The sequence below is a fragment of the Streptomyces sp. NPDC051684 genome, from assembly GCF_044453445.1.
In the GTDB taxonomy this organism is placed as follows: Bacteria; Actinomycetota; Actinomycetes; order Streptomycetales; family Streptomycetaceae; genus Streptomyces.
In genome coordinates, this window is the sequence record NZ_JBITCS010000032.1 from 38,188 (window position 1) to 60,639 (window position 22,452).

Genomic DNA, 22,452 nt, shown 5'->3' on the forward strand with positions numbered 1-22,452 from the left:
AAGCTGGGCTGCACCGAATATCCAGCCCCTCCGGCGTTTGAGGAGCGGGGTCCGGGGCGGAGCCCCGAGGCCGTCACTCGCCCTCCGTCATCGGAACCCGCACGCCGCGCTCGGCCGCGACATTGGCCGCGTGCTCGTAGCCCGCGTCCACGTGGCGGATGACGCCCATCGCCGGGTCGTTCGTCAGCACCCGCTCGATCTTCGCGGCAGCGAGCTCCGTGCCGTCCGCGACGCAGACCTGGCCCGCGTGGATGGAGCGGCCCATACCGACGCCGCCGCCGTGGTGGAGGGAGACCCAGGACGCGCCGGAGGCGGTGTTGACCAGGGCGTTCAGGAGCGGCCAGTCGGCGATCGCGTCGGAGCCGTCCTTCATGGCCTCCGTCTCGCGGTACGGGGATGCGACCGAGCCGGAGTCGAGGTGGTCGCGGCCGATGGCGACCGGGGCGGACAGCTCGCCGCTGGCCACCATCTCGTTGAACTTGAGGCCCGCCAGGTGGCGCTCGCCGTAGCCGAGCCAGCAGATGCGCGCGGGGAGGCCCTCGAAGGCGATGCGGTCCGCGGCCATGTCGAGCCAGCGGTGCAGGTGCTTGTTCTCCGGGAAGAGTTCCTTGATCGCCTTGTCCGTCTTGGCGATGTCCTCCGGGTCGCCGGACAGCGCGGCCCAGCGGAACGGGCCGAGGCCCTCCTCGAAGAGGGGGCGGATGTGCGCGGGCACGAAGCCGGGGAAGTCGAAGGCGCGGTCGTAGCCGGCCTTGCGGGCCTCGTCGCGGATGGAGTTGCCGTAGTCGAAGACCTCGGCGCCCGCGTCCAGGAAGCCGACCATGGCCTCGACGTGCAGGCGCATCGACTGGCGGGCCTTCTCGGTGAAGCCGGCCGGGTCCGCCTCGCGCTCCTTGTCCCAGTCCTCGACGGAGATGCCGACTGGCAGGTACGCCAGCGGGTCGTGGGCCGAGGTCTGGTCCGTGACGATGTCGATGGGGGCGCCGCGGCGCAGCAGCTCCGGGAAGACCTCCGCGGCGTTGCCGACGACGCCGATGGACACGCCTCGACGCTCGTCGCGGGCCTGGACCGCCAGCTCAAGGGCGTGGTCGAGGTTGTCGGCCTTCACGTCGAGGTAGCGGGTGCCGATGCGGCGGTCGATGCGGGTCTCGTCGACGTCGACGCAGATCGCGACGCCCTCGTTCATCGTGATGGCGAGGGGCTGGGCGCCGCCCATGCCGCCGACACCGGCGGTGAGGGTGATGGTCCCGGCGAGGGTGCCGTCGAACTTCTTGCGGGCGACCGCGCCGAAGGTCTCGTAGGTGCCCTGGACGATGCCCTGCGAGCCGATGTAGATCCAGGAGCCGGCCGTCATCTGGCCGTACATCATGAGGCCCTCGGCCTCCAGCTTGCGGAACTCCTCCCAATTGGCCCAGTCGCCGACCAGGTTGGAGTTCGCCAGCAGCACGCGCGGCGCCCACTCGCTGGTGCGCAGCACGCCGACCGGCTTGCCGGACTGGACGAGGAGGGTCTCGTCCGCCTTCAGCGTCTTCAGCGTGCGCACGATCGCGTCGTACGCCTCCCAGGACCGGGCCGCCTTGCCCGTGCCGCCGTACACGACGAGCTTGTCGGGGTGCTCGGCGACCTCCCCGTCGAGGTTGTTCATGAGCATCCGCAGGGCGCCCTCCTGCTGCCACCCGAGGGTGTTCAGCTCGGTGCCGCGCGGGGCTCGTACGGGGCGGGGTCCTGACATCTGCGGCCTCCTGGGGTGCGTATCCATCAGCTGTTCAGTCTTCTATTCACATGTTGGCGATGTGAATAGGTCTAGTCAAGAGGGCATCGGGGGAATCCATACCTCTTACGCACGGCCAACCACCTACGCATCTCCCGGGAGATCCAGTGACGACTGCGCCGGCCGACACCCCACTGCACCGGGCCATCGGCCCGAAACTCCTGATCCTCTTCGTGGTCGGGGACATCCTCGGCACCGGGATCTACGCGACCACCGGCAAGGTCGCGGGCAAGGTCGGCGGCGCACTGTGGCTGCCGTTCGCGATCGGATTCGTCGTGGCGCTGCTCACCGCGGCCTCCTACGTCGAGCTCGTCGGCAAGTACCCGAAGGCGGCGGGCGCCGCGCTCTACACGCAGAAGGCGTTCAAGGTCCCGTTCCTGACCTTCATCGTCGCCTTCATGGTGATGTGCTCGGGGCTCTCGTCCGCGAGCGCCGCCGCCCGCGCCTTCAGCGGGGACTACCTCGGCGAGCTGACGAGCGGCGCGCTGCCGCCCACTCTGGTCGCCATCCTCTTCGTGCTCGCGCTCGCCGCCCTGAACCTGCGGGGCGTCAGCGAATCGGTGAAGGCGAACGTGGTGCTGACCCTGGTCGAGCTGACCGGCCTGGTCGTGATCCTCGCCATCGGCGCGTACGCCGTGCTGACCGGCGGTGGGGAGCCGTCGCGGCTGACCGACATCGACACGGGTGGCACCGGGTTCGCCCTGATGACCGGGGTGCTGGGGGCGACGGCGCTGGGCTTCTTCGCCTTCGTCGGGTTCGAGGACTCGGTGAACATGGCCGAGGAGACCAAGGACCCGACCCGCACCTTCCCCCGCGCGATCTTCCTGGGCGTCGCCATCACCGGCACCATCTACGTGCTCGTGGCGCTGGTGTCCTCGCTGCTCGTCGACCACAAGGCCCTGGAGTCGTCGAGCGGGCCGCTGCTCGAAGTGGTGAAGGCCGGTGGGGTCGACTTTCCGCACAAGCTCTTCGCGCTGATCGCGCTGTTCGCCGTCACCAACTCGGCGTTGATCAACATCATGATGGCCTCGCGGCTCTGCTACGGGATGGCCAACGAGCGGATCCTGCCGCGCGCCATGGGCCGCGTGCTGCCGGGGCGGCGCACACCCGTCGTCGGCATCGTGTTCGTGTCGCTGCTCGCCGTCGGCCTCGTGTCGACCGGGGAGATCGAGGGGCTCGGCGACACCACCTCGTTCCTGCTGCTGTGCGTGTTCGCCGTGGTCAACGTCGCCGTGCTCGTGCTGCGCAAGGACCGGGTCGACCACCGGCACTTCCGAGCGCCGACGGCCCTTCCGGTGCTCGGCGCGATCACCGCGCTGATCCTCGCGAGCCCGCTCGCCGACCGGCCCGCCGAGGTCTACATCCGGGCGGGCGTGCTCGTCGCCATCGGGATCGCACTGTGGGCCGTGAACAAGGTGGTGATGAGGACGCGCGGGGAGGCCGCCGCCGACTGACCGATCTTCACAACTCCGGGCGCTCCGCCTTCACATGACCAATTGATCACCGCGATGGCCTGAATGCGCCTTTCTTCGAGGTCAGTTGGCGAATTGTAGGCCCCCGCCGAATGTTCCACCGGAAAATGCCAGAAGCCTCACCTGGCCGTCGTACGTTGCGTAGCGTCACCGTCACATGTGCACCAGTGGCACACAAAGTGGCGATCGGGTGGGGAGGTTCAGGGGTGCCCGGAATCGACGAGTGCCTCCTGGAGGCCATGCGGCTGCCGGGCGCGCGCGGCGCCTCCGTCGTCGACTGGACCAGCGGGCTCGCCCTGGGCGCGGTCGGCGAATCGCGCAACGGGGACCACGAGGAGGGCGCCGCCGAGACCGCCGAACTGGCCCGGCTCGCCGCCGAACACCTGGCCTTCGCCCCGGCCGGCGGCAGCGACTGGGCCCCCGGTTCGGCGGCCGACAAGGCGCCGCCCGTAGAGGACGTCATCGTCACCAACCGCGACGGCTACCACCTGCTGCGCTTCGTGCGGACCACCTTCGACAGCAGCGTCTTCGTGCACCTGTGGCTGGACCGCGCCGAGGGCAACCTCGCGCTCGCCCGGATCCGGCTCGCGGACATGGCCGACCGGCTGGTCCTGGGATGAGCACCGCCGCATCCGCCGGGGTCTCGCCGATGCTGACCCGCCTCGCCGACGAGCAGGCCACCGGCGCCCTGATCCGCGAGTACGGCACCCTCTACCTCGAAGGCGGCCGGGTCGTGCACGCCGAGTCGCCCGCGACGCCCGGCATGGACGTGCTGCTCACCGCGGGCGGCGCCGTGCAGGCCGAGCGGTGGTCGGAGGCCGTGGACCGGGCGGGGGCCCGGCAGCGGGTGGGCCGCTACCTCGTCGAGCAGGGCCGGCTCACCGACGGGGCGCTCGAACTGTGCCATCTGGGCGCCCTGTTCGACGCCGCATACTTCACGCTCGCCCCGAGCAGCGGGCCGAGCCGGTTCCGGTACGGCGCCTCGCACTGGTTCGGGACGGTGCGGCCGGTGCCGGTGGCGGCCGTCGAGCGGGAGACGCTGCGCCGCCGCGAGCTGCTGCGCCGGATCTGGCCCGAGCCGGACACCGACACGGCGCCGCTGAGCCGCATCGCGGGCCCCGGCCCCACCGTGCCGCCCCGCAGACGCCGCGTCCTCGACCTCGTCGACGGGGCGCGCACCGCCTCGCAGATCGCCCTCGCCCTGGGCAGGCCCGCCTTCCACACCCTCGTCGACCTGCGGCGGCTCGCCGCGGGCGGCCTCGTGGCCGCGGTCCCCGAGCCGCCCGCGCGCGCCGTACCGCCGCCGGAGCTCGCCGTGGACAGCCCCGACGTGGCCCTGCTGCACCGGCTGCGGGCCGGCCTGGAGGCCCTGTGAGACGACTGCTGCGCTCCTCGCGCTCCCCCGATCCGCGCACCGAAAGGAGACCTCCGATGGCCGACGAGGTCGAACTCCTCGCCGAACTACAGCGGTTGAGAGTCCGCGTCCCCCAGCTCACGGGCGCGATCGTCGCCAGCGTCGACGGCCTGGTGCTCGCCGGTGACACACCGGGCGTCGAACCGGAGAGCGTCGCCGCGCTGACCGCGTCCGCGCTGGGCGTCGCGCAGCGCCTCGCCGACGCCACCGGGCAGGGCGCCTTCCGCGAACTCCTGGTGCGCGGCGTCGAGGGCTACATCGCGACGTACGCGGCCGGGGACGCGGCCGTCCTCACCGTGCTCGCCGAGGACCGGGCCAACGTCGGGCGGCTGCACCTCGAAGGCCGTCGCACGGGGGCCCGGATCGGCGAACTCGTCGGCGTCGCCGCGGAGTCGGCGCCCCGGTCCCGCGGCCGGGCCCGCGCCCGCAAACCGGCCGCCACGGCCACCACCGAGACCGGCCTCCCGGTCCGGCCCACCAGTCCGCCGCAGCCGACGCCTTGAGCGGCCGCGCGAAGCCCCGCAACCCACGTACGAAGAAGGGAACCATCACCATGGCCAACACCGACACCGCCCTCAAGGACGCCCTCGCGTCCATCGAGGGCGCCTCCGCCGCGGCCCTTGTCGACTACACCAGCGGCATGGCCCTCGGCACCATCGGCGGCTCCAAGAACTTCGACCTGGAGGTCGCCGCGGCCGGCAACACCGACGTCGTCCGCGCGAAGCTGCGCACCATGGAGCACCTGGGCATCCAGGACGAGATCGAGGACATCCTGATCACGCTCGGCGGCCAGTACCACCTGATCCGCCTGCTCAAGGGGCGCGGTGGCAACGGTCTGTTCCTGTACCTGGTGCTGGACAAGTCCCGCGCCAATCTGGCGATGGCCCGCCACCAGCTGAAGAAGATCGAGGCCGAGCTGGACGTCTGAGAACGCCGCAGGGGCGCCGCACCGGGCTCGGCGCGGCGCGGCGCCCCGCACGGCTACCCCTCCCAGTCGGACTCCTCGCGGTCCCGGCGCTCACGTCGCCGGACGGGCCCCCACCGCACCGCGTGCAGCCCGTTCACGCCGACGATCCCCGCCCAGGCCACGAAGAGTCCCGGCAGGCCGGCGTTGACGACCGCGATCGCGGACAGCGGGATGGCGAGGACGAGCGAGACCACGGCGAAGCCGAAGCGCTCGCCCCAGTTCTCGGCGCCGGAGTCGCGGGCCCCGCGGGCCACGGTGATCCGGTGCTCGGCCAGCTGTCGTCGCACCCTGCGGTCGACGACGGAGTCGAGCCGCTGCTCGACCTTTTCGAGGAAGGAATCGACGAGCGCCGGCTCGTACTCGTCGCCGAGTTCCCTGCGCGCGTGCAGGGTGGCGTCGAGTTCCTTCTTGAGTTCGGCGTCGCGTGGCCGTTCGCGGGCTTCCATACCGCTCGACGTTACGGAGCGGTGGCCTTCACCGCAGTAGGGCTGTCCCCCGTATTCGCACTGGGCCACTCCCCCGCACGGCGCCGGGCGAGCAGCCAGTACAGGGCGGCGGGGACGACGAGGCCCACGATCCACGACACGTCCGCGCCACCGAGCGGCTCGACGAACGGGCCCGTGTAGAAGGCGGTGGCCAGGAACGGCAGCTGGGCGAGCACCCCGACCCCGTAGACCACGAGCGCGTCCCAGCGCCAGGCGCCGTAGCGGCCGTGCACGTCGAAGAGGGCCGGGATGTCGTAGCGCTCGCGCGAGATCAGGTAGTAGTCGACCAGGTTGATCGCGGACCACGGCGTGAAGAACGTCAGCAGGAACAGCAGGAAGTCCTTGAACGAGGTCAGGAAGCTGTCCTTGCCGGCCAGCGCGACCACCGTGCCCGCGACCATGATGATGCCGATGTATAGGGCCCGGCCGCGCTGCGAGAGGACCCGCTGCCCGCGGAACCCGCTGATGCCGGTGACCATCGACATGAAGCCGCCGTACGTGTTGAGCACGTTGACGGTGAGCTTGCCGAGCGCGATCACGAAGTAGAAGAACGAGGCGGCGAGCCCCGCCCCGCCGAGCGAGACGACGTACCCGACCTGGTTGTCGATGAACTTCTCGCCCGCACTCGCCGCGACGAGCACACCGAACGCCATCGACCACTGCGAGCCGAGCGCGGAGCCCGCGAGCGTCCACCAGAACGTGGCCTTGCCGCTGGTCGTACGCGGCAGATAGCGCGAGTAGTCGGCGACGTACGGGCCGAAGGCGAGCTGCCACGAGGCCGACAGGGAGACGGCGAGCAGGAACATCGGCAGCGAGAAGTGCGCGTCGGACAGCAGCGAGCCGACGTCGACCCGGTCGAAGAGCCGCACGGCCAGGTAGACGAAGGCGAGCGCGCACACGATGCTCGCCACCCGGCCGAGGACGTGGATGACCCGGTAGCCGACCGTCGCCACGATGCCCGTGACGAGTGCGAAGACGATGATGCCGGTGGTGTCGTTCGTGTGCGTCAGCTGCGCCGTGGCCTGCCCGGCGAGCACGGTGCCGCTCGCGAAGAACCCGACGTACATCAGGATCACGAGGAGCAGCGGGACGACGGCGCCCTTCACGCCGAACTGGGCCCTGGACTGGATCATCTGGGGCAGCCCGAGCTTCGGCCCCTGCGCCGAGTGCAGTGCCATGACGGCGCCGCCGAGCAGATTGCCGAGCACGAGCCCGATCAGCGACCAGACCACGTCGCCGCCGAAGACGACGGCGAGGGCGCCGGTGACGACGGCCGTGATGTGGAGGTTCGCTCCGAGCCAGAGCGTGAACTGGTTGAACGCGCCGCCGTGCCGCTCACTGTCCGGCACCACGTCGATGGAGTGCTTCTCCACTACCGCTGCGGCCATGCGATGGCCTCCTTACTTCTTGCTGATCCCGTGGCGGCGCGCGTAGTCGTTCGCGACGTCCTCGGGGTCCTTCTTGTCCTTGTCCACGAGCCGGTTGAGCTCGGTGAGGTCCTCGGTCGTCAGCACGTTGCCCAGGCGGGCCAGTGCCTTGCGGACGGTCGAGTCGGCCTTGCGGTCGGCGATCAGCGGGACGACGTGCTGACCGGGGACCAGGTTCTTGGGGTCGCCGAGGACGACCCAGTGGTTGGCGGCGATGTCGGTGTCGGTGGTGAACAGATTCGCCACATCCACATCGCCCTTCTTCAGGGCGCCCTTCACCAACGGCCCCGAGGAGTCGAGGGACTTGAACTCCTTGAACTCGACGCCGTACACGTCCTTGAGGCCGACGGCCCCGACCTGCCGCTTCTTGACCTCCGGGGCGGCGCCGATGACGAGCTTCCCGTTGTGCTTCGCGAGGTCGGCGAGCGTCTTGAGCCCGTACTTGTCCGCGGTCTCGCGGGTCACCGCGAACGCGTCGGAGTCCTCGGCCATCCCGTACGGGAGGATCTGCAGGCCCGCCGGGAGCACCATGGCGAGGGCGTTCTGCATCTCGCCCTCCTCGGTGGCCTTCGACTTGGCGTCGAGGTAGTGCAGGAGCGCGCCCTGGTACTCGGGCAGCAGGTCGATGTCGCCGCCCTTGAGTGCGGGGATGAGGATCTCGCGGGTGCCGAGGTTGGGCCGCACGCTCGTCTTCACCCCGGCCGCTTCGAGCGCGGCCGCGTACAGGTACCCGAGCACCTGGTTCTCGGTGAAGTTGGCGGTGCCGATGGTGACACCCTTCTTGCTCGACCCGCCGCCCGAGACCGAGCCGCCCTGCTGGTCGAGCGAGGTGATGCCGCTGGAGCAGGCGGCGAGCGCGGGTACGGAGGCCGCGGCGGCCAGTCCGCCGAGGAGAGTACGTCGGTTCATGGTGCTCATCTGGCGCGCTCCTAGGCGGACTTGAGAGTGGTGGGACGGTGACGGAAGAGGAGCCGCTGCAACCCGGACAGCGCCAGGTCGAGCACGATGGCGACGACCGCGACGAGCACGGCCCCGCCGAGCACCTGCACCAGGTCCCGCTGGGCGAGTCCGTCGAAGACGTAGCGGCCGAGCCCGCCGAAGGACACGTACGCGGCGATGGTCGCGGTGGCGACGACCTGGATGAGCGCGAGCCTGAGCCCGGTCATGATCAGCGGCAGCGCGAGCGGCAACTCGACCTGGAACAGCACCTGGTGGGCCTTCATGCCCTGCCCGCGCGCGGCGTCCCGCACCTCGGGGTCGACGGCGGTCATGCCCGCGTACGTATTCGTCACGATGGACGGCACCGCGAGCGCGACGAGGGCGATGTAGACGGGCCACATGGAGAGCCCGCTCGCCAGGAACACGAGCACGACCAGGCCCACGGTCGGCAGCGCCCGCCCGAAGGACGACAGGTTGATGGCGACGAAGGCGCCGCGCCCGGTGTGCCCGATGAGCAGCCCGACCGGCAGGGCGATGGCGGCGGCGACGAGCGTGGCGAGCAGCGAGTACTGGAGGTGCTCGGCGATACGCGTGGCGATGCCGTCGCTGCCGCCCCACTGCTCGCCGCTGACCAGCCAGGCCCCGAGATTCTTGAACAGTTCGAACATGGCGCGGTCAGGCCTTCCGGGTCCGAGTACGGGGACGGGTACGGGCCCACGGCGTGAGCAGCCGCTGCACGCCGACGAGCAGCGCGTCCGCGACGAGCGCGAGCAGCAGGGTCAGGACGACGCCGACGATCACGGGGGTCGGGAAGTTCCTCTGGAACCCGTCGGTGAACAGCTGACCGAGCCCGCCGTCGCCGATGTACGTGGCCACGGACACGAGCGAGATGGCCATCACGGTGGCGATCCGTACGCCCGCCATGATCACGGGCAGCGCGAGCGGCAGCTCCACGGTGAGCAGGGTCCGCATCGGCCGCGTCCCCATGGCCTTCGCGGCCTCCTTCGTCTTCGCGGGCACGGAGTCGAGGCCTTCGACGGTGTTCCGCAGGAGGACGACGAGCGTGTAGATGGTCAGCCCGATGACGGTGGTGGTGCGGGTGAGCCCGGAGACGGGCAGCAGCAGCACGAAGACCGCGATGGACGGGATGGTGAACAGGACGTTCGACATCCCGAGCAGAAACCCGCGCAGGGCCCGCACCCGATGCGCGACGACGGCCAACGGCAGCGATATCACCAGCCCGAACAGCACGGCGCTGAGGGCGGCTTGAAGGTGCGAGAGGGCAAGGGTGGCGAGATCGGCTTGGTGTTCCCCGATCCAGGACCAGTCGATGCTCACGCGGCGCCTCCGGCCGGCTCGGCATTTCCAAGCCCCGCCGGCGATTGAGGCGCGGGGTCCGGGGCAGAGCCCCGAGACGTCAGCCCCGTCCGGGCATCAAGATGCGCCCGCCCGGACCGCTCATGCACGTCGTCCCGCGACGACACCCCCGTGAACACACCCTCGCCGTCCACCCGAACAACCAACCCCACGGGCGACGCCACCGACTCGTTCAACGCCGACAACAACGAGTCCCCATCGCGGAGCGCCCGCACGGGAGCCTCCGCCCCACCCTCCCGCTCACGCCAGACGACCGGCCGCCGCGCACCATCCAGCACCAGCTCCCACGCCAGCCCCTCCGGCGGAGCCCCCTGCGCGACCCCCTCCAACGTGCTGAGCGACAACAACTTGAGCCCCCGCTCGGCCCCCAGGAAGTCCGCCACGAACTCGTCGGCGGGCCGCGCCAACAGCTCCTCCGGCGGAGCACACTGCACCAGGTGCCCGCCCTCCCGGAACACCGCGATCCGGTCCCCGAGCCGCACGGCCTCATCGATGTCGTGCGTGACAAAAACAATGGTCTTGCTCAACTCGGTCTGCAACCGCAGCAGTTCATCCTGAAGCTGAGTACGAACAACCGGGTCCACAGCCCCGAACGGCTCGTCCATCAGCAGCACCGGCGGATCGGCCGCGAGCGCCCTCGCCACCCCCACCCGCTGCTGCTGCCCGCCGGAGAGCTGGTGCGGATACCGCTTGCCCATCTCGGCGGAGAGGCCGACCCGCTCGAGCAGCTCGCCGGCCGCGGCCCGCGCCTTCCTGCGCCCCCAGCCGAGCAGCAGCGGCACGGTGGCGACGTTGTCGAGCACGGTGCGATGCGGGAAGAGCCCCGCCTGCTGGATCACGTACCCGATGGAGCGGCGCAGCTCGGCGGCGTCCTGCTCCAGCACATCGCGGCCGCCGACCCGGATGGTGCCCGACGAGGGCTCGACCATCCGGTTGATCATCCGGAGGCTGGTCGTCTTGCCGCAGCCCGACGACCCGACGAAGACGGTCACGCCCCCTTCCGGCATGTCGAGCGAGAGCTCATGCACCGCTGTCGTGCCGTTGGGGAATCGCTTGTGGACCGCTTCGAACTGGATCATGGAGCGCCTCTGGAGTCCTCTTGCCTGTCCTGCATATCGTCATGCAGAGTTCTCGGTGCGTGAATAACTTGTCAATGCCTCCGTGTAAATCATCGGTAAATCCCCCCACCGGGCCCGAACTGTGAGACGCGGACGCCCTTTTGGGGCACTGGCGACCGTTGATCACCCTTTGAGGAGGAAATGCCCGTGATGTCCCACTCGACCCACCCGGTCGACCCGGCCCACCCGGTCGTCGTGCTCGACGGCCACGGCCTCCCGGTCGCCGACGTCGTCCGCCTCGCCCACGCGAGCGCCCGCCCGGTCCCCGGCACGGACGCCATGAAGCGCGTGGAGCAGTCCTGGGACGCGGCGCGGGAGATCGCCTCGTGGGGCAGGGTCTACGGCCGCTCCACCGGCGTCGGCGCCAACCGCAGCGAGGACGTGCCCACCGACGCCGCCGCCGACCACGGACTGCGCCTACTGCGCAGCCACGCGGGCGCGATCGGCGACGAGCTGCCCGAGCGCGAGGTGCGGGCGATGCTCGCGGTCCGCGCGAACCAGCTGCTCGCCGGCGGCGCGGGCCTGCGCCCCACGGTCGTCACGGCCCTGTGCGAGGCCCTGGAGGCGGGCGCATACCCGTCGGTCAACGAGCACGGCTCGGTCGGCACCGGCGACATCGCACCGCTGTCCCAGATGGGCCTGGCCCTGGCCGGTGAGCACCCCTGGCGCGGCAAGGGCACCCCGCCCAAGCCGCAGCCCCTGGACAACAACGACGCCCTGGCCCTGATCTCCTCCAACGCGCTCACCCTCGGCCAGGCGGCCCTCGCCCTGCACGAGCTGCGCGACCTGCTGGCGGCGACGAACCTGGTGGCGGCCCTCAGCCTGCTCGCGGTCGACGGCTCCTACGAGGCGTACGCCCTGCCCGTGCACGAGTCGCGCCGCCACAGGGGCTCCTTCGACGTGGCGGCCCGGATGCGCGAGATTCTCGGCGCCGACGACCACCCCACGCCCCCGCTGGGCCGGATCCAGGACCCGTACGGCTTCCGCTGCGTGCCGCAGATCCACGGCCCGGCGCAGGACGCGGCGGACGCCCTGGAGGACGTCCTCACGGTGGAGATCAACGCCGCGGCGGAGAACCCCCTGATCTCGTACACGGAGATGGCGGCGTACCACCACGGCGGCTTCTACATGGCCCAACTCGCCCTCGCGCTGGACCATTTCCGGCTCGCGATCAGCCAGGTGGCCCGCCTCTCCACGTCCCGCCTGTCCACCCTCAACGAGCCGAACTTCACCCGCCTGCGCCCATTCCTCGCGGACGGCGAAGCGGCCTCGTCCGGCGTGATGATCCTGGAGTACGCCGCCGGTGGCGCCCTCGCCGACCTGCGCGCCTTCTCCGCCCCCGCGTCCCTCGGCCACGCGGTCCTCTCGCGCGGCGTCGAGGAGCAGGCCAGCTTCGCCTCCCTCGCGGCCCGCCAGACCCTGCGCGCCTGCGCGGCGTTCCGCCAGGTCGTCGGGTGCGAACTGGTCGCGGCGGTAAGGGCGTTGCGGCTGCGCGACCTGCACCCGGACGCGGAGCTCCCGGTGGGGCGGGCCTTCGAGCTGGCGGCTCAGGAGCTTCCCGACGACGTGGCGGACCGGCCCCTGACCCAGGACGTGGAGCGGGCGGCGGCCCTGCTGGAGCGGTTCGTCGAGCAGTGACGCGGGGGCCTTTCCGGCCCGAAGGCCTGGCGCCCCCGCCCGCGTGCTGAATAGAATCATGCACGAATTGACACCGTTGAATGGACCGGCGGGAGACATGAGCGAGCGCACGGACGGCACGCGGAGCGGGACCGGGAGCGACGCGGGGACGCACAGTCCCTCCGCCCGGCTCCAGAACCTTTTCGAGGGGCACCGCCTCACCCCCACCCAGCGGCGCATCGCGCACTGCATGGTGCGGCGCGCGGCCGAGGTGCCGTTCCTGTCGTCCGTGGAGCTGGCCGAACTCGCGGGCGTCAGCCAGCCCTCCGTCACCCGGTTCGCGGTGGCGCTCGGCTTCGACGGCTACCCGGCGCTGCGCAAGCACCTGCGCGAGACGGCTCCTGAACCGGCCGCCGCCACCAAGGCCAACGAGTACCAGCAGGCCGTGGAAGCCGAGATCGCCAACCTCCGGCACCTCGCCGAGCTGCTCGCCGACCCGGAGCCGGTCGAGCGGGCGGGCCGGCTCCTCGCCGCCTCGCCGACGCTGCTCGTCCTCGGGCTGCGCGCCGCCGCGTCCCAGGCGTTCGGCTTCGCGTACTTCGCCGCGAAGGTGCACCCCGACGTACGCCTCCTCGACGAGGGCGGCACCATGCTCGCCGACCGCATCGACGCGGCCGTCCGCGCGGGCGCCACGACCCTGCTCTGCTTCGCGCTCCCCCGCCACCCGCGCGAGGTCGTCGACACCCTCGCGTACGCGAAGGAGGCGGGCCTGACCGTCGTCACGGTCGCCGACTCCGCGTTCGCGCCCGTCGCCCGCCACTCCGACCTGCTGCTGCCCGCCGCGGTCGGCACGGGCCTCGCCTTCGACACGGCGTGCTCGCCGATGCTGCTGGGGCGGGTGCTCCTGGAGGCGATGTGCGACGAACTGCCGCAGGCACAGGCGCGCCTGGAGGAGTTCGACGTCCGGGCCGCCGAGCGCGGCCTGTTCATGGAGTGACACCCGTACGGGAGACGTTCGGGAGGAAGTGAGTTGCGCGGGGACCGCCGCACCCCCGTGACCGGGGGGCGGGACGACGGCGGTCCCCGCGAAGGGTGTTGCACCGGGTCAGGCCGTGTGCACACCCAGGGCGTCCGTGGAGGTCCGGGAGCCGCTCCGGAGTTCCTGGCGCCACTGACCAATGTGCCGGGCCCGTGTTAAGCCGGTGCTGCGCGCACGTGTCGCGCTCGTACCGTTTTCGCGAACCCGGGAGAGCGGCTCCCCGACCTGCCCGCCGGCCTGCCTACTTGGCGCCGCCCCTGGCCAGGAACGACAGCAGGTCCTGACGGCTCACCACACCCGTCGGCCGGCCCTCGACCAGCACGATCGCCGCGTCGGCCGCACCGAGCACGTTCATCAGGTCCGCCACCGGCTCCCCGGAACCGACCTGCGGCAGCGGCGCCGACATGTGCTTCTCCAACGGGTCCTGCAAGGAGGCGCGTTGGGTGAACAGCGCGTCGAGCAGCTCCCGCTCCACCACGGACCCGATGACCTCGGCGGCCATCACGTCCGGGTGCCCGGCGCCCGGCTTCACGATCGGCATCTGCGAGACCCCGTACTCGCGCAGCACGTCGATGGCCTCGCCGACCGTCTCCTCCGGGTGCATGTGGACGAGCGAGGGCAGCGCGGCGCCCTCCTTGTCCTTCAGCACGTCGCCGACGCGCGCGCTGGGCCCGGAGTCCTCCAGGAAGCCGTAGTCGGCCATCCAGTCGTCGTTGAAGATCTTGCTGAGATAGCCGCGGCCGCTGTCGGGCAGCAGCACGACCACGATGTCCTCGGGGCCGAGCCCCTCCGCGACCCGCAGCGCCGCGACGACGGCCATCCCGCAGGAGCCGCCCACGAGCAGCCCCTCCTCCTTGGCGAGGCGCCGCGTCATCTGGAACGAGTCCTTGTCGGACACCGCGACGATCTCGTCGGCGACCTCCCGGTCGTACGCGGTCGGCCAGAAGTCCTCGCCGACGCCCTCGACGAGGTACGGCCGCCCGGACCCACCGGAGTACACCGACCCCTCGGGGTCCGCTCCGACGACCTTCACCCGCCCCTCGCTCACGTCCTTCAGGTAACGCCCGGTCCCGGAGATGGTGCCGCCGGTGCCGACGCCCGCGACGAAGTGGGTGATCCGCCCGTCCGTCTGTTCCCACAGCTCGGGGCCGGTGGAGTGGTAGTGCGACTCGGGATTGTGCGGGTTGCTGTACTGGTCCGGCTTCCAGGCCCCGAGCGTCTCACGGACGAGGCGGTCCGAGACGTTGTAGTACGAGTCCGGGTGCTCGGGATCCACCGCCGTCGGGCAGACCACCACCTCGGCGCCGTACGCCCGCAGCACATTGATCTTGTCCGTGGAGACCTTGTCCGGGCAGACGAAGATGCACTTGTAGCCCTTCTGCTGGGCCACCATGGCAAGTCCGACGCCGGTGTTTCCGCTGGTCGGCTCGACGATGGTGCCGCCGGGCAGCAGCTCACCGCTCTTCTCCGCCGCCTCGATCATGCGCAGCGCGATGCGGTCCTTCACGCTGCCGCCGGGATTGAAGTACTCGACCTTGGCCAGGACGGTCGCCCGCAGCCCTTCGGTCACCTTGTTGAGCCTCACCAGCGGGGTGTTGCCGACGAGGTCGATCATCGATTCGTGGATGCGCACCGTGGTCTCCGGGTTCTCCTCCGTAATGGTGCCGCCAGGGTAAGGCGCACACCATGGACCATGTCGCTTCATCCGGCGTTGCGATTGGCCGACAGGGATAACGGGGCAAGGAGTCCTTGTAGCCGAAGAAGAGTCGCAGAGGCAGGTGGCCGCGGAACATGTCGAGCAGGGCGAGGGTGGCACGGCGGATCGCAGCGGGTGCGGCGTACGGCGGCGGCGGGATCGGGCTGCTGGGCGCGGCCACGGTCGGTGTCGTGCTCGCCGAGGTGCAGATCGCCAGGCGCCAGGTCGGCAATCACGGCCCGGAGCCGGTGCATGTGCCGGCCGCGGACGGGGTGTACGGCCGGCGGATGTACGGCCCCCGGGACGGCGAACCGTTGCGCTTCCTGATGCTCGGCGACTCGACCGCCGCGGGGCAGGGCGTGCACCGGGCCGGGCAGACCCCGGGCGCGCTCCTCGCGTCCGGGCTCGCGGCGGTGGCGGAGCGGACCGTGGAGCTGCGCAACGTGGCGCTGCCGGGCGCGCGCTCCGACGACCTGGACCGCCAGGTGCCGCTCGGCCTCGCCGACCCCGGCTGGCAGCCCGACGTCTGCGTGATCATGATCGGCGCCAACGACGTCACGCACCGCATCCCGGCGACGAAGTCCGTACGCCACCTGTCCGCGGCTGTCCGCCGGCTGCGCACGGCCGGCGCCGAGGTGGTGGTCGGCACGTGCCCCGACCTCGGCTCGGTGGAGCCGGTGCAGCAGCCGCTGCGCTGGCTGGCCCGGCGTGCCTCGCGGCAGCTCGCGGCGGCGCAGACCATCGGGACGGTGGAGCAGGGCGGCCGCACGGTGTCGCTGGGCGACCTGCTGGGCCCCGAGTTCGCGGCGAACCCCCGCGAACTCTTCGGCCCCGACAACTACCACCCCTCCGTGGAGGGTTACGCGACCGCGGCCATGGCCGTCCTCCCGACCCTCTGCGCCTCGCTCGGCCTGTGGCCCGAGGAGGAGCGCCCGGACGTCTCCCGCTCCGAGGGCTTCCTCCCGGTCGCGCGCGCGGCGGCGAGGGCGGCGCAGGAGGGCGGAACGGAGGTCGCTGCCGCGATGCCGACCGGTCCCCGGGGGCCGTGGGCGCTCCTCAAGCGGCGCCGGCGCCGGCGGGTCACGACGGAGGAGCCGGTCCCGCAATCCAGCGCTTGACCGTCCCTCCGGTCTCGGGGCTCCGCCCCGGACCCCGCGCCTCAATCGCCGGCGGGGTTTGATATGCCCACCCGCCAGTGGGCCTTGATCCATCAAGCCCCTGCGGCGATTGAGCAGCGGGGTATGGGGCAGAGCCCCAGCCTTTCGCCCCGTCCGGCGATCGCCCGCGGGGCTTGATGGGCTGAGCAAGCGCTTAGTAAAGTGCGGCAGGGGTCACACCCCTGGACCGGTGACCCGGCCGGTACGTGCGGGTAACTTCCCTCACGGTCAGCCGTATCGAACTCTGGAGCCGCGTGATGCCCGAAGCAGTGATCGTCTCAGCCGCCCGTTCCCCCATCGGCCGCGCCTTCAAGGGGTCGCTCAAGGACCTCCGCCCCGACGACCTGACCGCCACGATCATTCAGGCCGCCCTCGCCAAGGTCCCGGAGCTGGACCCCCGCGAGATCGACGACCTGATGCTCGGCTGCGGCCTCCCCGGCGGCGAGCAGGGCAACAACCTCGGCCGCATCGTCTCCGTGCAGATGGGCATGGACCACCTCCCGGGCTGCACCGTCACCCGGTACTGCTCCAGCTCGCTCCAGACGACCCGCATGGCGCTGCACGCCATCAAGGCCGGCGAGGGCGACGTCTTCCTCTCGGCCGGCGTCGAGATGGTGTCCCGCTTCGCGAAGGGGAACTCGGACTCCCTCCCGGACACCCACAACCCGTTCTTCGCCGAGGCCGAGGCCCGCACCGCCGAGGTCGCCACGCAGGAGAACACCACGTGGCACGACCCGCGCGAGGACGGCCTGGTCCCGGACGCGTACATCGCGATGGGCCAGACCGCTGAAAACCTGGCCCGCGTGAAGGGCATCACTCGCGAGGACATGGACGCCTTCGGCGTGCGCTCGCAGAACCGCGCCGAGGAAGCCATCAAGAACGGCTTCTGGGAGCGCGAGATCACCCCCGTCACGACCCCCGACGGGACCGTCGTGAGCAAGGACGACGGCCCGCGCGCCGGCGTCACGCTGGAAGGCGTCTCCGGCCTCAAGCCCGTCTTCCGCCCCGACGGCCTCGTCACGGCCGCCAACTGCTGCCCGCTGAACGACGGCGCCGCCGCCCTCGTCGTCATGTCGGACACGAAGGCGCGCGAGCTGGGCCTGACCCCGCTCGCCCGCGTCGTCTCCACCGGCGTCTCGGGCCTGTCCCCCGAGATCATGGGCCTCGGCCCGGTCGAGGCCAGCAAGCAGGCCCTCAAGCGCGCCGGTCTCGGCGTCGACGACATCGACCTGTTCGAGATCAACGAGGCGTTCGCCGCGCAGGTCATCCCGTCCGCCCGCGACCTGGGCATCGACGAGGACAAGCTGAACGTGAACGGTGGCGCCATCGCCGTCGGCCACCCCTTCGGCATGACCGGCGCCCGGATCACCGGCACGCTGATCAACTCGCTCCAGTTCCACGACAAGCAGTTCGGTCTGGAGACGATGTGTGTGGGTGGTGGACAGGGCATGGCGATGGTCATCGAGCGCCTGAGCTGACCCCCTCCGGGCCCCGGCGGTCTATCCGTTCGTGATCCAATCTCCCCCAGGATGTGACGTGCATCTCGGGGGAGATTCATTTTCGCAGGTCAACCCCGTTCCCACCCCATATCGGGCCTAAACCCCCGCCAAAAGACCTGTCCGTTTCGTGACGTAATGCACTGACAGCTGGCTCGTCCAGGCTTCAAGCTGATGTAGGAAGTCGGGGGTCGACTTGAAACCGGGAGTACGTCAGTGAGCGCCATGCCCGCAGCCATCAGTGTCCTTGTGCTCGCCACGGCCGCTGCCACGGCCGTCGGAGCCGTCACCCTGCAGCACGTCAGGGGACTGCGCCGACAGGTGTCGGAGCTGCGCGACGAGCTGAGCAGGGACCGCGCCGATCAGGCGCTCCCCGCCGTTCCCGCCGCGCGTGCCACGCCGGACGCCGAGGCGATACGCAACGCCGTCGCCGACGCCCTCGCCGAGGAGCGGGAGCGCGAGCTGGCGGAGGCCCGGGCGTTCTGGGCCGCCCAGGAGGCGCGGGACAGCTCGGAGCTGCCGCCGTTCCTGGCCGGCGGAGCGTTGGGCGACGACATGTTCCTGCCGCGTCAGGCGGACCTCGCGGGCCTGGAGCCCTTCGGGGAGCCGTCACTGGAGCCGGAGGACGAGTTCGCCGGCACGGCCGCCCTCGACGAGATCGTCGAGGAGTCGCCCGAGCTGGCCGCCGCCCGCCGCAGGCACCCCTCGCACCCCGACTTCGTCCCGGTGCAGTCGCCGGTCGTGGGCGACCACGAGCGCACGGTGCAGTGTCTCGAGGAGCTGGCGCAGACCCGCACCGCCCTCGCGGACGTCCGCCCCGGCCCGCTCGGCACGCTCGACGTGTACGTGTTCGCCGACGGCACGACGCTCTGCATGACCCCGGGCCACCGGGAGACGGCGGAGCAGCTGGCGGCCGCGCTGCGCGACGGCGAGACCCCGATACTGCTCGGCGGCTCGGGCGTCTCCGGCGCGTACGCCCTGACCTTCGAGTGCGCCAAGGACAACGTCTACATACTGGCCGACCGGGTCATAGCTTCAGCCTGAACCGCACGGGCTCCGCCCCGGACCCCGCTGGCTCTCGTCCACAAGGCGGGGCTTAGATTCCGGCTCGCTTCATCGATTGCTCGACCAGGTCCACGGCCTCCGCCAGCTCCTCCGCTTCCCGGAGGGAAACCGCCAAGTCGCGACCGGCAACGGTCACTTGGTCGGCCGCAGCGAACATCCCCGCGTCTGGCATCTCCCGCACGGGCACGTCGGGCGCGTCCAACTTCTGAGCCCTCGCCGAAAGCTCCCTGGCCAGCCCCAGCGCCTCCGCGGCAGCGTTCCGCTGCAATCTGCTCTGCGGCGCGGCCCGGAGCCGATCGGCGAACTGATCCACTGCGGCGGTCAACGGCGTCGTATCAAGCACGCGCCGACTGTAGCTGTTTACAAGGCCCCACCGCTCAGGCACGGTGGCGTGAAGGACCGGCCACATCGAAGCGTTCCGGAGGCGCCGATGTCCCAAGTCTTCTCCGAGGAGACCCACCGCAATCTGCTGGCTCGTATCCCCCACTGCACCGGTCGTGAACTCGCCGACTGGATGCGAACCGTCGAAGAAGGCCCCTGCTTCCTTCGCTTCGAAGAGAAGGTCAGTTGGCTGCGTGGCGAGCACGATCTCGCGTACGGCCACGCGAAAGCGATCATCCACGAGTACGACCTGAGGCGCGCCGCACGGCGATTCCGTTAGCGCGCCGCTCCCCCGCACAATCCTCACCTCACGGAAAAGGGCCCGCGCACCGTCCGGTGCGCGGGCCCCTACCGTCGGACGACGGCTACGCCTAGTCGTTGCCCTGCAGGATCGCGATGAGCCGCAGGAACTCCATGTAGATCCAGACCAGCGTCATGGTCAGACCGAAGGCGGCGAGCCACGCCTCGTCCTTCGGGGCGCCGTACGCGACGCCGTCCTCGACCTGCTTGAAGTCCAGGGCCAGGAAGCACGCGCCGAGCAGGATGCCGATGATGCCGAACAGGATGCCGAGGCCACCGCTGCGGAAGCCGAGGCCGTCACCGCCGCCGAAGACGGCGAACAGCAGGTTGATGCCCATCAGCAGCACGAAGCCCATCGCCGCGGCCATCACGAAGCCGTAGAAGCGACGGTTGACGCGGATCCAGCCCGCCTTGTAGGCGACGAGGACACCCGTGAAGACGGCCATCGTGCCGAGCACGGCCTGCATGGCCGCACCGCTCGCGATGTGGGTGTCGACGACGTTGGAGAGCACGCCGAGGAAGACACCTTCGAGGGCCGCGTACGCCAGGATGATCGGCGGCGACGCCTTGCGCTTGAATGCCTGGACGAAGCCCAGGATCATCGCGACGAGACCGGCGCCGATGGCGATGCCGTAGGACTTGCCGAGGTTGGCCTCGTCGACCGGCAGCAGCACCCAGGAGAGCGCCGCGGTGACGATCAGGAGACCGAGCGTCGTGGCGGTCCGCATGATGACGTCGTCCATCGTCATGCGGCCGGTGGTGGCGGGCGCCTGCGGAGCCCCGTACTGGACGTCCTGCTGCGCGTAGGGGTTCTGCGCGTACGGGTTGCCGGCGGGTGCCTGGCCGTACGGATTGGCCTGCGTCCCGACCGCGGGGCCCCCGGCCTGCGGCTGCTGCGCTGCGTTGAACTGCGCGTAGCCGTTGTCGCGGCTGAACCCCCGTCGCGAGAAGACCGGGTTGCTGCTCCTCATTTCACTCCTCCATGGCCACCGTGTATGGCCTTGCCATCAAGAGTAATGGTCTGGCAAAGATCCGACCCTAGTGCTCAGGGAGGATCTTTCCCATCCTGTTACGAGGAACGTCCCGTGCACTCTCTGTGTTCCGCCTTCCGGCCCTCAAACGGGGAAGCCCGTGTACGCCTCGGCAAGATCCGTCTCGGCCGCCCTCGACGTGGTCACCCGGTCCAGCTGGGCCAGCTGGATCTTGTCGTCGAAGGCCGTGGCGTCGAGGGCGCGGTGCAGCATCGTCGTCATCGCGTACGAGAAGCGCTCGGCCTGCCAGACGCGGCGCAGGCAGTCCTGCGAGTACGTGTCGAGCGCTCCTGCGTCACCCTTCTCCTTGTACGTGACGAGGGCGCGGGCGAAGGTCACGACGTCGCCGACGGCGAGGTTCAGTCCCTTGGCGCCGGTCGGCGGGACGATGTGCGCCGCGTCCCCGGCGAGGAAGAGGCGGCCGTGCCGCATCGGCTCGTGGACGTAGGACCGCATGGGGGTGACGGACTTCGACGTGATGGGGCCGCGTTCCAGGCGCCAGGCCGGGTCGTCGACCTCCAGGCGGCGGTCGAGCTCGGCCCAGATCTCGTCGTCGGACCAGGACTCGGCGTCGGTGCCGGCCGGAACCTGGAGGTACGCGCGCGTGACGTGCGGCGAGCGCATCGACATGAGGGCGAAGCCGCGGTCGGAGCGGTTGTAGATCAGCTCGTCGTGCGAGGGCGCCACGTCGGCGAGGATGCCGAGCCAGGCGTAGGGGTAGGTGCGCTCGTACGTCCGCACGAGCTCCTCGGGGACGGCCTTGCGGGCCACGCCCCAGAAGCCGTCGCAGCCGACCACGTAGTCGCACTCCAGGGTCTGCTCGCGACCCTCGTGCCGGAAGCGGACGCGCGGTCCAGCGGTGTCGGCGTCCTCGACCGCCAGCGCCTCCGCCTCGAACAACAGGGGCCCGCCATCGGCAAGTTGGGCGGCGATGAGGTCCTTGCAGACCTCGGTCTGCGCGTACACCATGACCTGCTTGCCGCCGGTCAGGGCGGGGAAGTCGACGCGGTGGCGGCGCCGGTCGAAACGCAGCTCGATGCCGTCGTGCGGCAGGCCCTCGCGGTCCATGCGGGCGCCGACACCGGCCTCGCGCAGCACGTCCACGGTGCCCTGCTCCAGGATCCCGGCGCGCTGGCGCTGCTCCACGTAGGCGCGGTCGCGGCTCTCCAGGACGACCGATCCGATGCCGGCGTTGTGCAGGAGCCTGGCCAGGAGCAGCCCGGCCGGGCCCGCTCCGATGATGCCGACGGTGGTGCGCATACGGGATCCCTCTCGCGTCATTGCGTTCGTTCGCCTGTGGTGCTGTGATCACCTGCGGCGTCTTGTTCGCCTGGTGAACTTTCGTTCATCAAGTTCCGGGACGGATCCTCGCCCCGCGCGGGGCGGGTGTCAATGGTTTCGAGGATGCCCGGACCGGCGGGGCCGCACGGGAGGTGAAGAAGGCGCGCCAACGCTCCCTGGAACGGGGGAGGTTGGGGTCCGCGACGCGAAGCGGAGGGGAAGGTTCGGAGGTGCCCGGAACCGGACTTGAACCGGTACGCCCGCTAAGGGCAGCGAGGTTTAAGCTCGCCGTGTCTGCATTCCACCATCCGGGCAGGCTGTGGGGCTCCGCGTCGACGTTCCGAGCCTATCCGGCGGCGTCCCCCGATCAGCGGAAGTACGTCCCCACGTTGTCTTATTTTATTGACGTCTGAGGGTGC

At 70.7% G+C, this 22,452-nt stretch carries 22 protein-coding genes and 1 tRNA gene; 11 read left to right on the top strand and 12 right to left on the bottom strand.

The annotated features are described in order from the left end of the window. Positions 1 to 73: 73 nt before the first annotated feature. Positions 74 to 1,732: a urocanate hydratase gene (gene hutU, locus ACIA8D_RS31350; RefSeq protein WP_399237517.1), complete on the bottom strand. Its 1,659-nt coding sequence runs from the start codon at positions 1,730 to 1,732 to the stop codon at positions 74 to 76. 146 nt (positions 1,733 to 1,878) lie between these two features. Between hutU and ACIA8D_RS31355 the strand changes: the two genes are divergently transcribed. The 5 genes from ACIA8D_RS31355 (at position 1,879) to ACIA8D_RS31375 (ending at position 5,585) form a co-directional block, all read left to right on the top strand. After that, entirely contained in the window at positions 1,879 to 3,225 is a 1,347-nt protein-coding gene (locus tag ACIA8D_RS31355; RefSeq protein ID WP_399237518.1) for an APC family permease, read from the top strand. Between the two features lie 224 nt (positions 3,226 to 3,449). Beyond that, positions 3,450 to 3,863, top strand: coding sequence for a hypothetical protein (locus ACIA8D_RS31360; RefSeq protein WP_399237519.1), 414 nt, complete (start codon positions 3,450 to 3,452; stop codon positions 3,861 to 3,863). Then, positions 3,860 to 4,618, top strand: a complete 759-nt coding sequence (locus tag ACIA8D_RS31365) for a transcriptional regulator (protein ID WP_399237520.1) — start codon at positions 3,860 to 3,862, stop codon at positions 4,616 to 4,618. Before ACIA8D_RS31360 ends, ACIA8D_RS31365 begins: the two co-directional genes overlap by 4 nt. Positions 4,619 to 4,674: 56 nt before the next feature. Further along, the gene (locus tag ACIA8D_RS31370) at positions 4,675 to 5,160 is read left to right on the top strand and encodes a roadblock/LC7 domain-containing protein (protein WP_399237521.1); all 486 of its coding nucleotides are present in this window, start codon (positions 4,675 to 4,677) and stop codon (positions 5,158 to 5,160) included. Between the two features lie 50 nt (positions 5,161 to 5,210). Continuing rightward, positions 5,211 to 5,585, top strand: coding sequence for a hypothetical protein (locus ACIA8D_RS31375; RefSeq protein ID WP_399237522.1), 375 nt, complete (start codon positions 5,211 to 5,213; stop codon positions 5,583 to 5,585). A 53-nt stretch (positions 5,586 to 5,638) separates the two neighbouring features. Here ACIA8D_RS31375 and ACIA8D_RS31380 read toward each other — a convergent pair whose 3' ends face one another. From ACIA8D_RS31380 to ACIA8D_RS31405, 6 genes are read right to left on the bottom strand one after another with little or no spacing between them, the layout of a single operon-like run. Further along, positions 5,639 to 6,070 carry a hypothetical protein gene (locus ACIA8D_RS31380; protein ID WP_399237523.1) on the bottom strand — a complete coding sequence of 144 codons (432 nt, stop codon included), beginning with the start codon at positions 6,068 to 6,070 and terminating at the stop codon, positions 5,639 to 5,641. An 11-nt stretch (positions 6,071 to 6,081) separates the two neighbouring features. Beyond that, a complete protein-coding gene (locus ACIA8D_RS31385) occupies positions 6,082 to 7,497 on the bottom strand; it encodes a purine-cytosine permease family protein (RefSeq protein WP_399237525.1) in 1,416 nt (471 codons plus the stop codon). Between the two features lie 12 nt (positions 7,498 to 7,509). Then, positions 7,510 to 8,445: an ABC transporter substrate-binding protein gene (locus tag ACIA8D_RS31390; RefSeq protein WP_399237569.1), complete on the bottom strand. Its 936-nt coding sequence runs from the start codon at positions 8,443 to 8,445 to the stop codon at positions 7,510 to 7,512. A gap of 20 nt (positions 8,446 to 8,465) precedes the next feature. Then, positions 8,466 to 9,143, bottom strand: a complete 678-nt coding sequence (locus tag ACIA8D_RS31395) for an ABC transporter permease (RefSeq protein ID WP_399237526.1) — start codon at positions 9,141 to 9,143, stop codon at positions 8,466 to 8,468. Positions 9,144 to 9,150: 7 nt separating this feature from the next. After that, complete coding sequence (locus ACIA8D_RS31400) at positions 9,151 to 9,813, bottom strand: ABC transporter permease (protein WP_399237527.1); 663 nt, start codon at positions 9,811 to 9,813, stop codon at positions 9,151 to 9,153. After that, the gene (locus ACIA8D_RS31405; protein WP_399237528.1) at positions 9,810 to 10,931 is read right to left on the bottom strand and encodes an ABC transporter ATP-binding protein; all 1,122 of its coding nucleotides are present in this window, start codon (positions 10,929 to 10,931) and stop codon (positions 9,810 to 9,812) included. The genes ACIA8D_RS31400 and ACIA8D_RS31405 overlap by 4 nt, the downstream gene beginning before the upstream one ends. 189 nt (positions 10,932 to 11,120) lie before the next feature. On the opposite strand from ACIA8D_RS31405, the gene ACIA8D_RS31410 reads away from it, so the two are divergent. Together ACIA8D_RS31410 and ACIA8D_RS31415 are read left to right on the top strand one after the other, a co-directional pair. Beyond that, a complete protein-coding gene (locus tag ACIA8D_RS31410) occupies positions 11,121 to 12,608 on the top strand; it encodes an aromatic amino acid ammonia-lyase (protein WP_399237529.1) in 1,488 nt (495 codons plus the stop codon). Positions 12,609 to 12,705: 97 nt separating this feature from the next. After that, positions 12,706 to 13,584: a MurR/RpiR family transcriptional regulator gene (locus ACIA8D_RS31415; RefSeq protein ID WP_399237530.1), complete on the top strand. Its 879-nt coding sequence runs from the start codon at positions 12,706 to 12,708 to the stop codon at positions 13,582 to 13,584. A gap of 283 nt (positions 13,585 to 13,867) precedes the next feature. On the opposite strand, the gene ACIA8D_RS31420 is transcribed toward ACIA8D_RS31415, so the two are convergent. Next, on the bottom strand, positions 13,868 to 15,259 hold the full coding sequence (locus tag ACIA8D_RS31420; protein WP_399237531.1) for a cystathionine beta-synthase: 1,392 nt from the start codon (positions 15,257 to 15,259) through the stop codon (positions 13,868 to 13,870). A gap of 158 nt (positions 15,260 to 15,417) precedes the next feature. Here ACIA8D_RS31420 and ACIA8D_RS31425 point away from each other — a divergent pair, with 158 nt between their 5' ends. The 3 genes from ACIA8D_RS31425 (at position 15,418) to ACIA8D_RS31435 (ending at position 19,019) form a co-directional block, all read left to right on the top strand. Beyond that, the gene (locus tag ACIA8D_RS31425) at positions 15,418 to 16,440 is read left to right on the top strand and encodes an SGNH/GDSL hydrolase family protein (protein ID WP_399237532.1); all 1,023 of its coding nucleotides are present in this window, start codon (positions 15,418 to 15,420) and stop codon (positions 16,438 to 16,440) included. 296 nt (positions 16,441 to 16,736) lie between these two features. Then, positions 16,737 to 17,957: an acetyl-CoA C-acetyltransferase gene (locus ACIA8D_RS31430; RefSeq protein ID WP_399237533.1), complete on the top strand. Its 1,221-nt coding sequence runs from the start codon at positions 16,737 to 16,739 to the stop codon at positions 17,955 to 17,957. A gap of 243 nt (positions 17,958 to 18,200) precedes the next feature. Further along, a complete protein-coding gene (locus tag ACIA8D_RS31435) occupies positions 18,201 to 19,019 on the top strand; it encodes a hypothetical protein (RefSeq protein WP_399237534.1) in 819 nt (272 codons plus the stop codon). A 52-nt stretch (positions 19,020 to 19,071) separates the two neighbouring features. Here the strand turns inward: ACIA8D_RS31435 and ACIA8D_RS31440 are convergent, their stop codons facing one another. Continuing rightward, positions 19,072 to 19,383, bottom strand: a complete 312-nt coding sequence (locus tag ACIA8D_RS31440; protein ID WP_399237535.1) for a hypothetical protein — start codon at positions 19,381 to 19,383, stop codon at positions 19,072 to 19,074. Positions 19,384 to 19,470: 87 nt separating this feature from the next. Between ACIA8D_RS31440 and ACIA8D_RS31445 the strand changes: the two genes are divergently transcribed. Beyond that, on the top strand, positions 19,471 to 19,701 hold the full coding sequence (locus tag ACIA8D_RS31445; protein WP_385765319.1) for a DUF4287 domain-containing protein: 231 nt from the start codon (positions 19,471 to 19,473) through the stop codon (positions 19,699 to 19,701). 91 nt (positions 19,702 to 19,792) lie between these two features. On the opposite strand, the gene ACIA8D_RS31450 is transcribed toward ACIA8D_RS31445, so the two are convergent. The 3 genes from ACIA8D_RS31450 to ACIA8D_RS31460 form a co-directional block, all read right to left on the bottom strand. Next, a complete protein-coding gene (locus ACIA8D_RS31450) occupies positions 19,793 to 20,692 on the bottom strand; it encodes a Bax inhibitor-1/YccA family protein (RefSeq protein WP_399237536.1) in 900 nt (299 codons plus the stop codon). Positions 20,693 to 20,836: 144 nt separating this feature from the next. Beyond that, positions 20,837 to 22,012 (bottom strand): 4-hydroxybenzoate 3-monooxygenase, encoded by a 1,176-nt coding sequence (locus ACIA8D_RS31455; protein ID WP_399237537.1) that lies wholly within the window; start codon positions 22,010 to 22,012, stop codon positions 20,837 to 20,839. 252 nt (positions 22,013 to 22,264) lie between these two features. After that, a tRNA-Leu gene (locus ACIA8D_RS31460) sits at positions 22,265 to 22,347 on the bottom strand. Positions 22,348 to 22,452 lie beyond the last annotated feature (105 nt).

Bases quoted from the DNA above. Each gene is read 5' to 3' on its own strand.
- hutU (WP_399237517.1), bottom strand. From the start codon at position 1,732: ATGTCAGGACCCCGCCCCGTACGAGCCCCGCGCGGCACCGAGCTGAAC.
- ACIA8D_RS31365 (WP_399237520.1), top strand. From the start codon at position 3,860: ATGAGCACCGCCGCATCCGCCGGGGTCTCGCCGATGCTGACCCGCCTC.
- ACIA8D_RS31370 (WP_399237521.1), top strand. From the start codon at position 4,675: ATGGCCGACGAGGTCGAACTCCTCGCCGAACTACAGCGGTTGAGAGTC.
- ACIA8D_RS31375 (WP_399237522.1), top strand. From the start codon at position 5,211: ATGGCCAACACCGACACCGCCCTCAAGGACGCCCTCGCGTCCATCGAG.
- ACIA8D_RS31380 (WP_399237523.1), bottom strand. From the start codon at position 6,070: ATGGAAGCCCGCGAACGGCCACGCGACGCCGAACTCAAGAAGGAACTC.
- ACIA8D_RS31385 (WP_399237525.1), bottom strand. From the start codon at position 7,497: ATGGCCGCAGCGGTAGTGGAGAAGCACTCCATCGACGTGGTGCCGGAC.
- ACIA8D_RS31390 (WP_399237569.1), bottom strand. From the start codon at position 8,445: ATGAACCGACGTACTCTCCTCGGCGGACTGGCCGCCGCGGCCTCCGTA.
- ACIA8D_RS31395 (WP_399237526.1), bottom strand. From the start codon at position 9,143: ATGTTCGAACTGTTCAAGAATCTCGGGGCCTGGCTGGTCAGCGGCGAG.
- ACIA8D_RS31405 (WP_399237528.1), bottom strand. From the start codon at position 10,931: ATGATCCAGTTCGAAGCGGTCCACAAGCGATTCCCCAACGGCACGACA.
- ACIA8D_RS31410 (WP_399237529.1), top strand. From the start codon at position 11,121: ATGTCCCACTCGACCCACCCGGTCGACCCGGCCCACCCGGTCGTCGTG.
- ACIA8D_RS31415 (WP_399237530.1), top strand. From the start codon at position 12,706: ATGAGCGAGCGCACGGACGGCACGCGGAGCGGGACCGGGAGCGACGCG.
- ACIA8D_RS31425 (WP_399237532.1), top strand. From the start codon at position 15,418: ATGTCGAGCAGGGCGAGGGTGGCACGGCGGATCGCAGCGGGTGCGGCG.
- ACIA8D_RS31430 (WP_399237533.1), top strand. From the start codon at position 16,737: ATGCCCGAAGCAGTGATCGTCTCAGCCGCCCGTTCCCCCATCGGCCGC.
- ACIA8D_RS31435 (WP_399237534.1), top strand. From the start codon at position 18,201: ATGCCCGCAGCCATCAGTGTCCTTGTGCTCGCCACGGCCGCTGCCACG.
- ACIA8D_RS31445 (WP_385765319.1), top strand. From the start codon at position 19,471: ATGTCCCAAGTCTTCTCCGAGGAGACCCACCGCAATCTGCTGGCTCGT.
- ACIA8D_RS31450 (WP_399237536.1), bottom strand. From the start codon at position 20,692: ATGAGGAGCAGCAACCCGGTCTTCTCGCGACGGGGGTTCAGCCGCGAC.
- ACIA8D_RS31455 (WP_399237537.1), bottom strand. From the start codon at position 22,012: ATGCGCACCACCGTCGGCATCATCGGAGCGGGCCCGGCCGGGCTGCTC.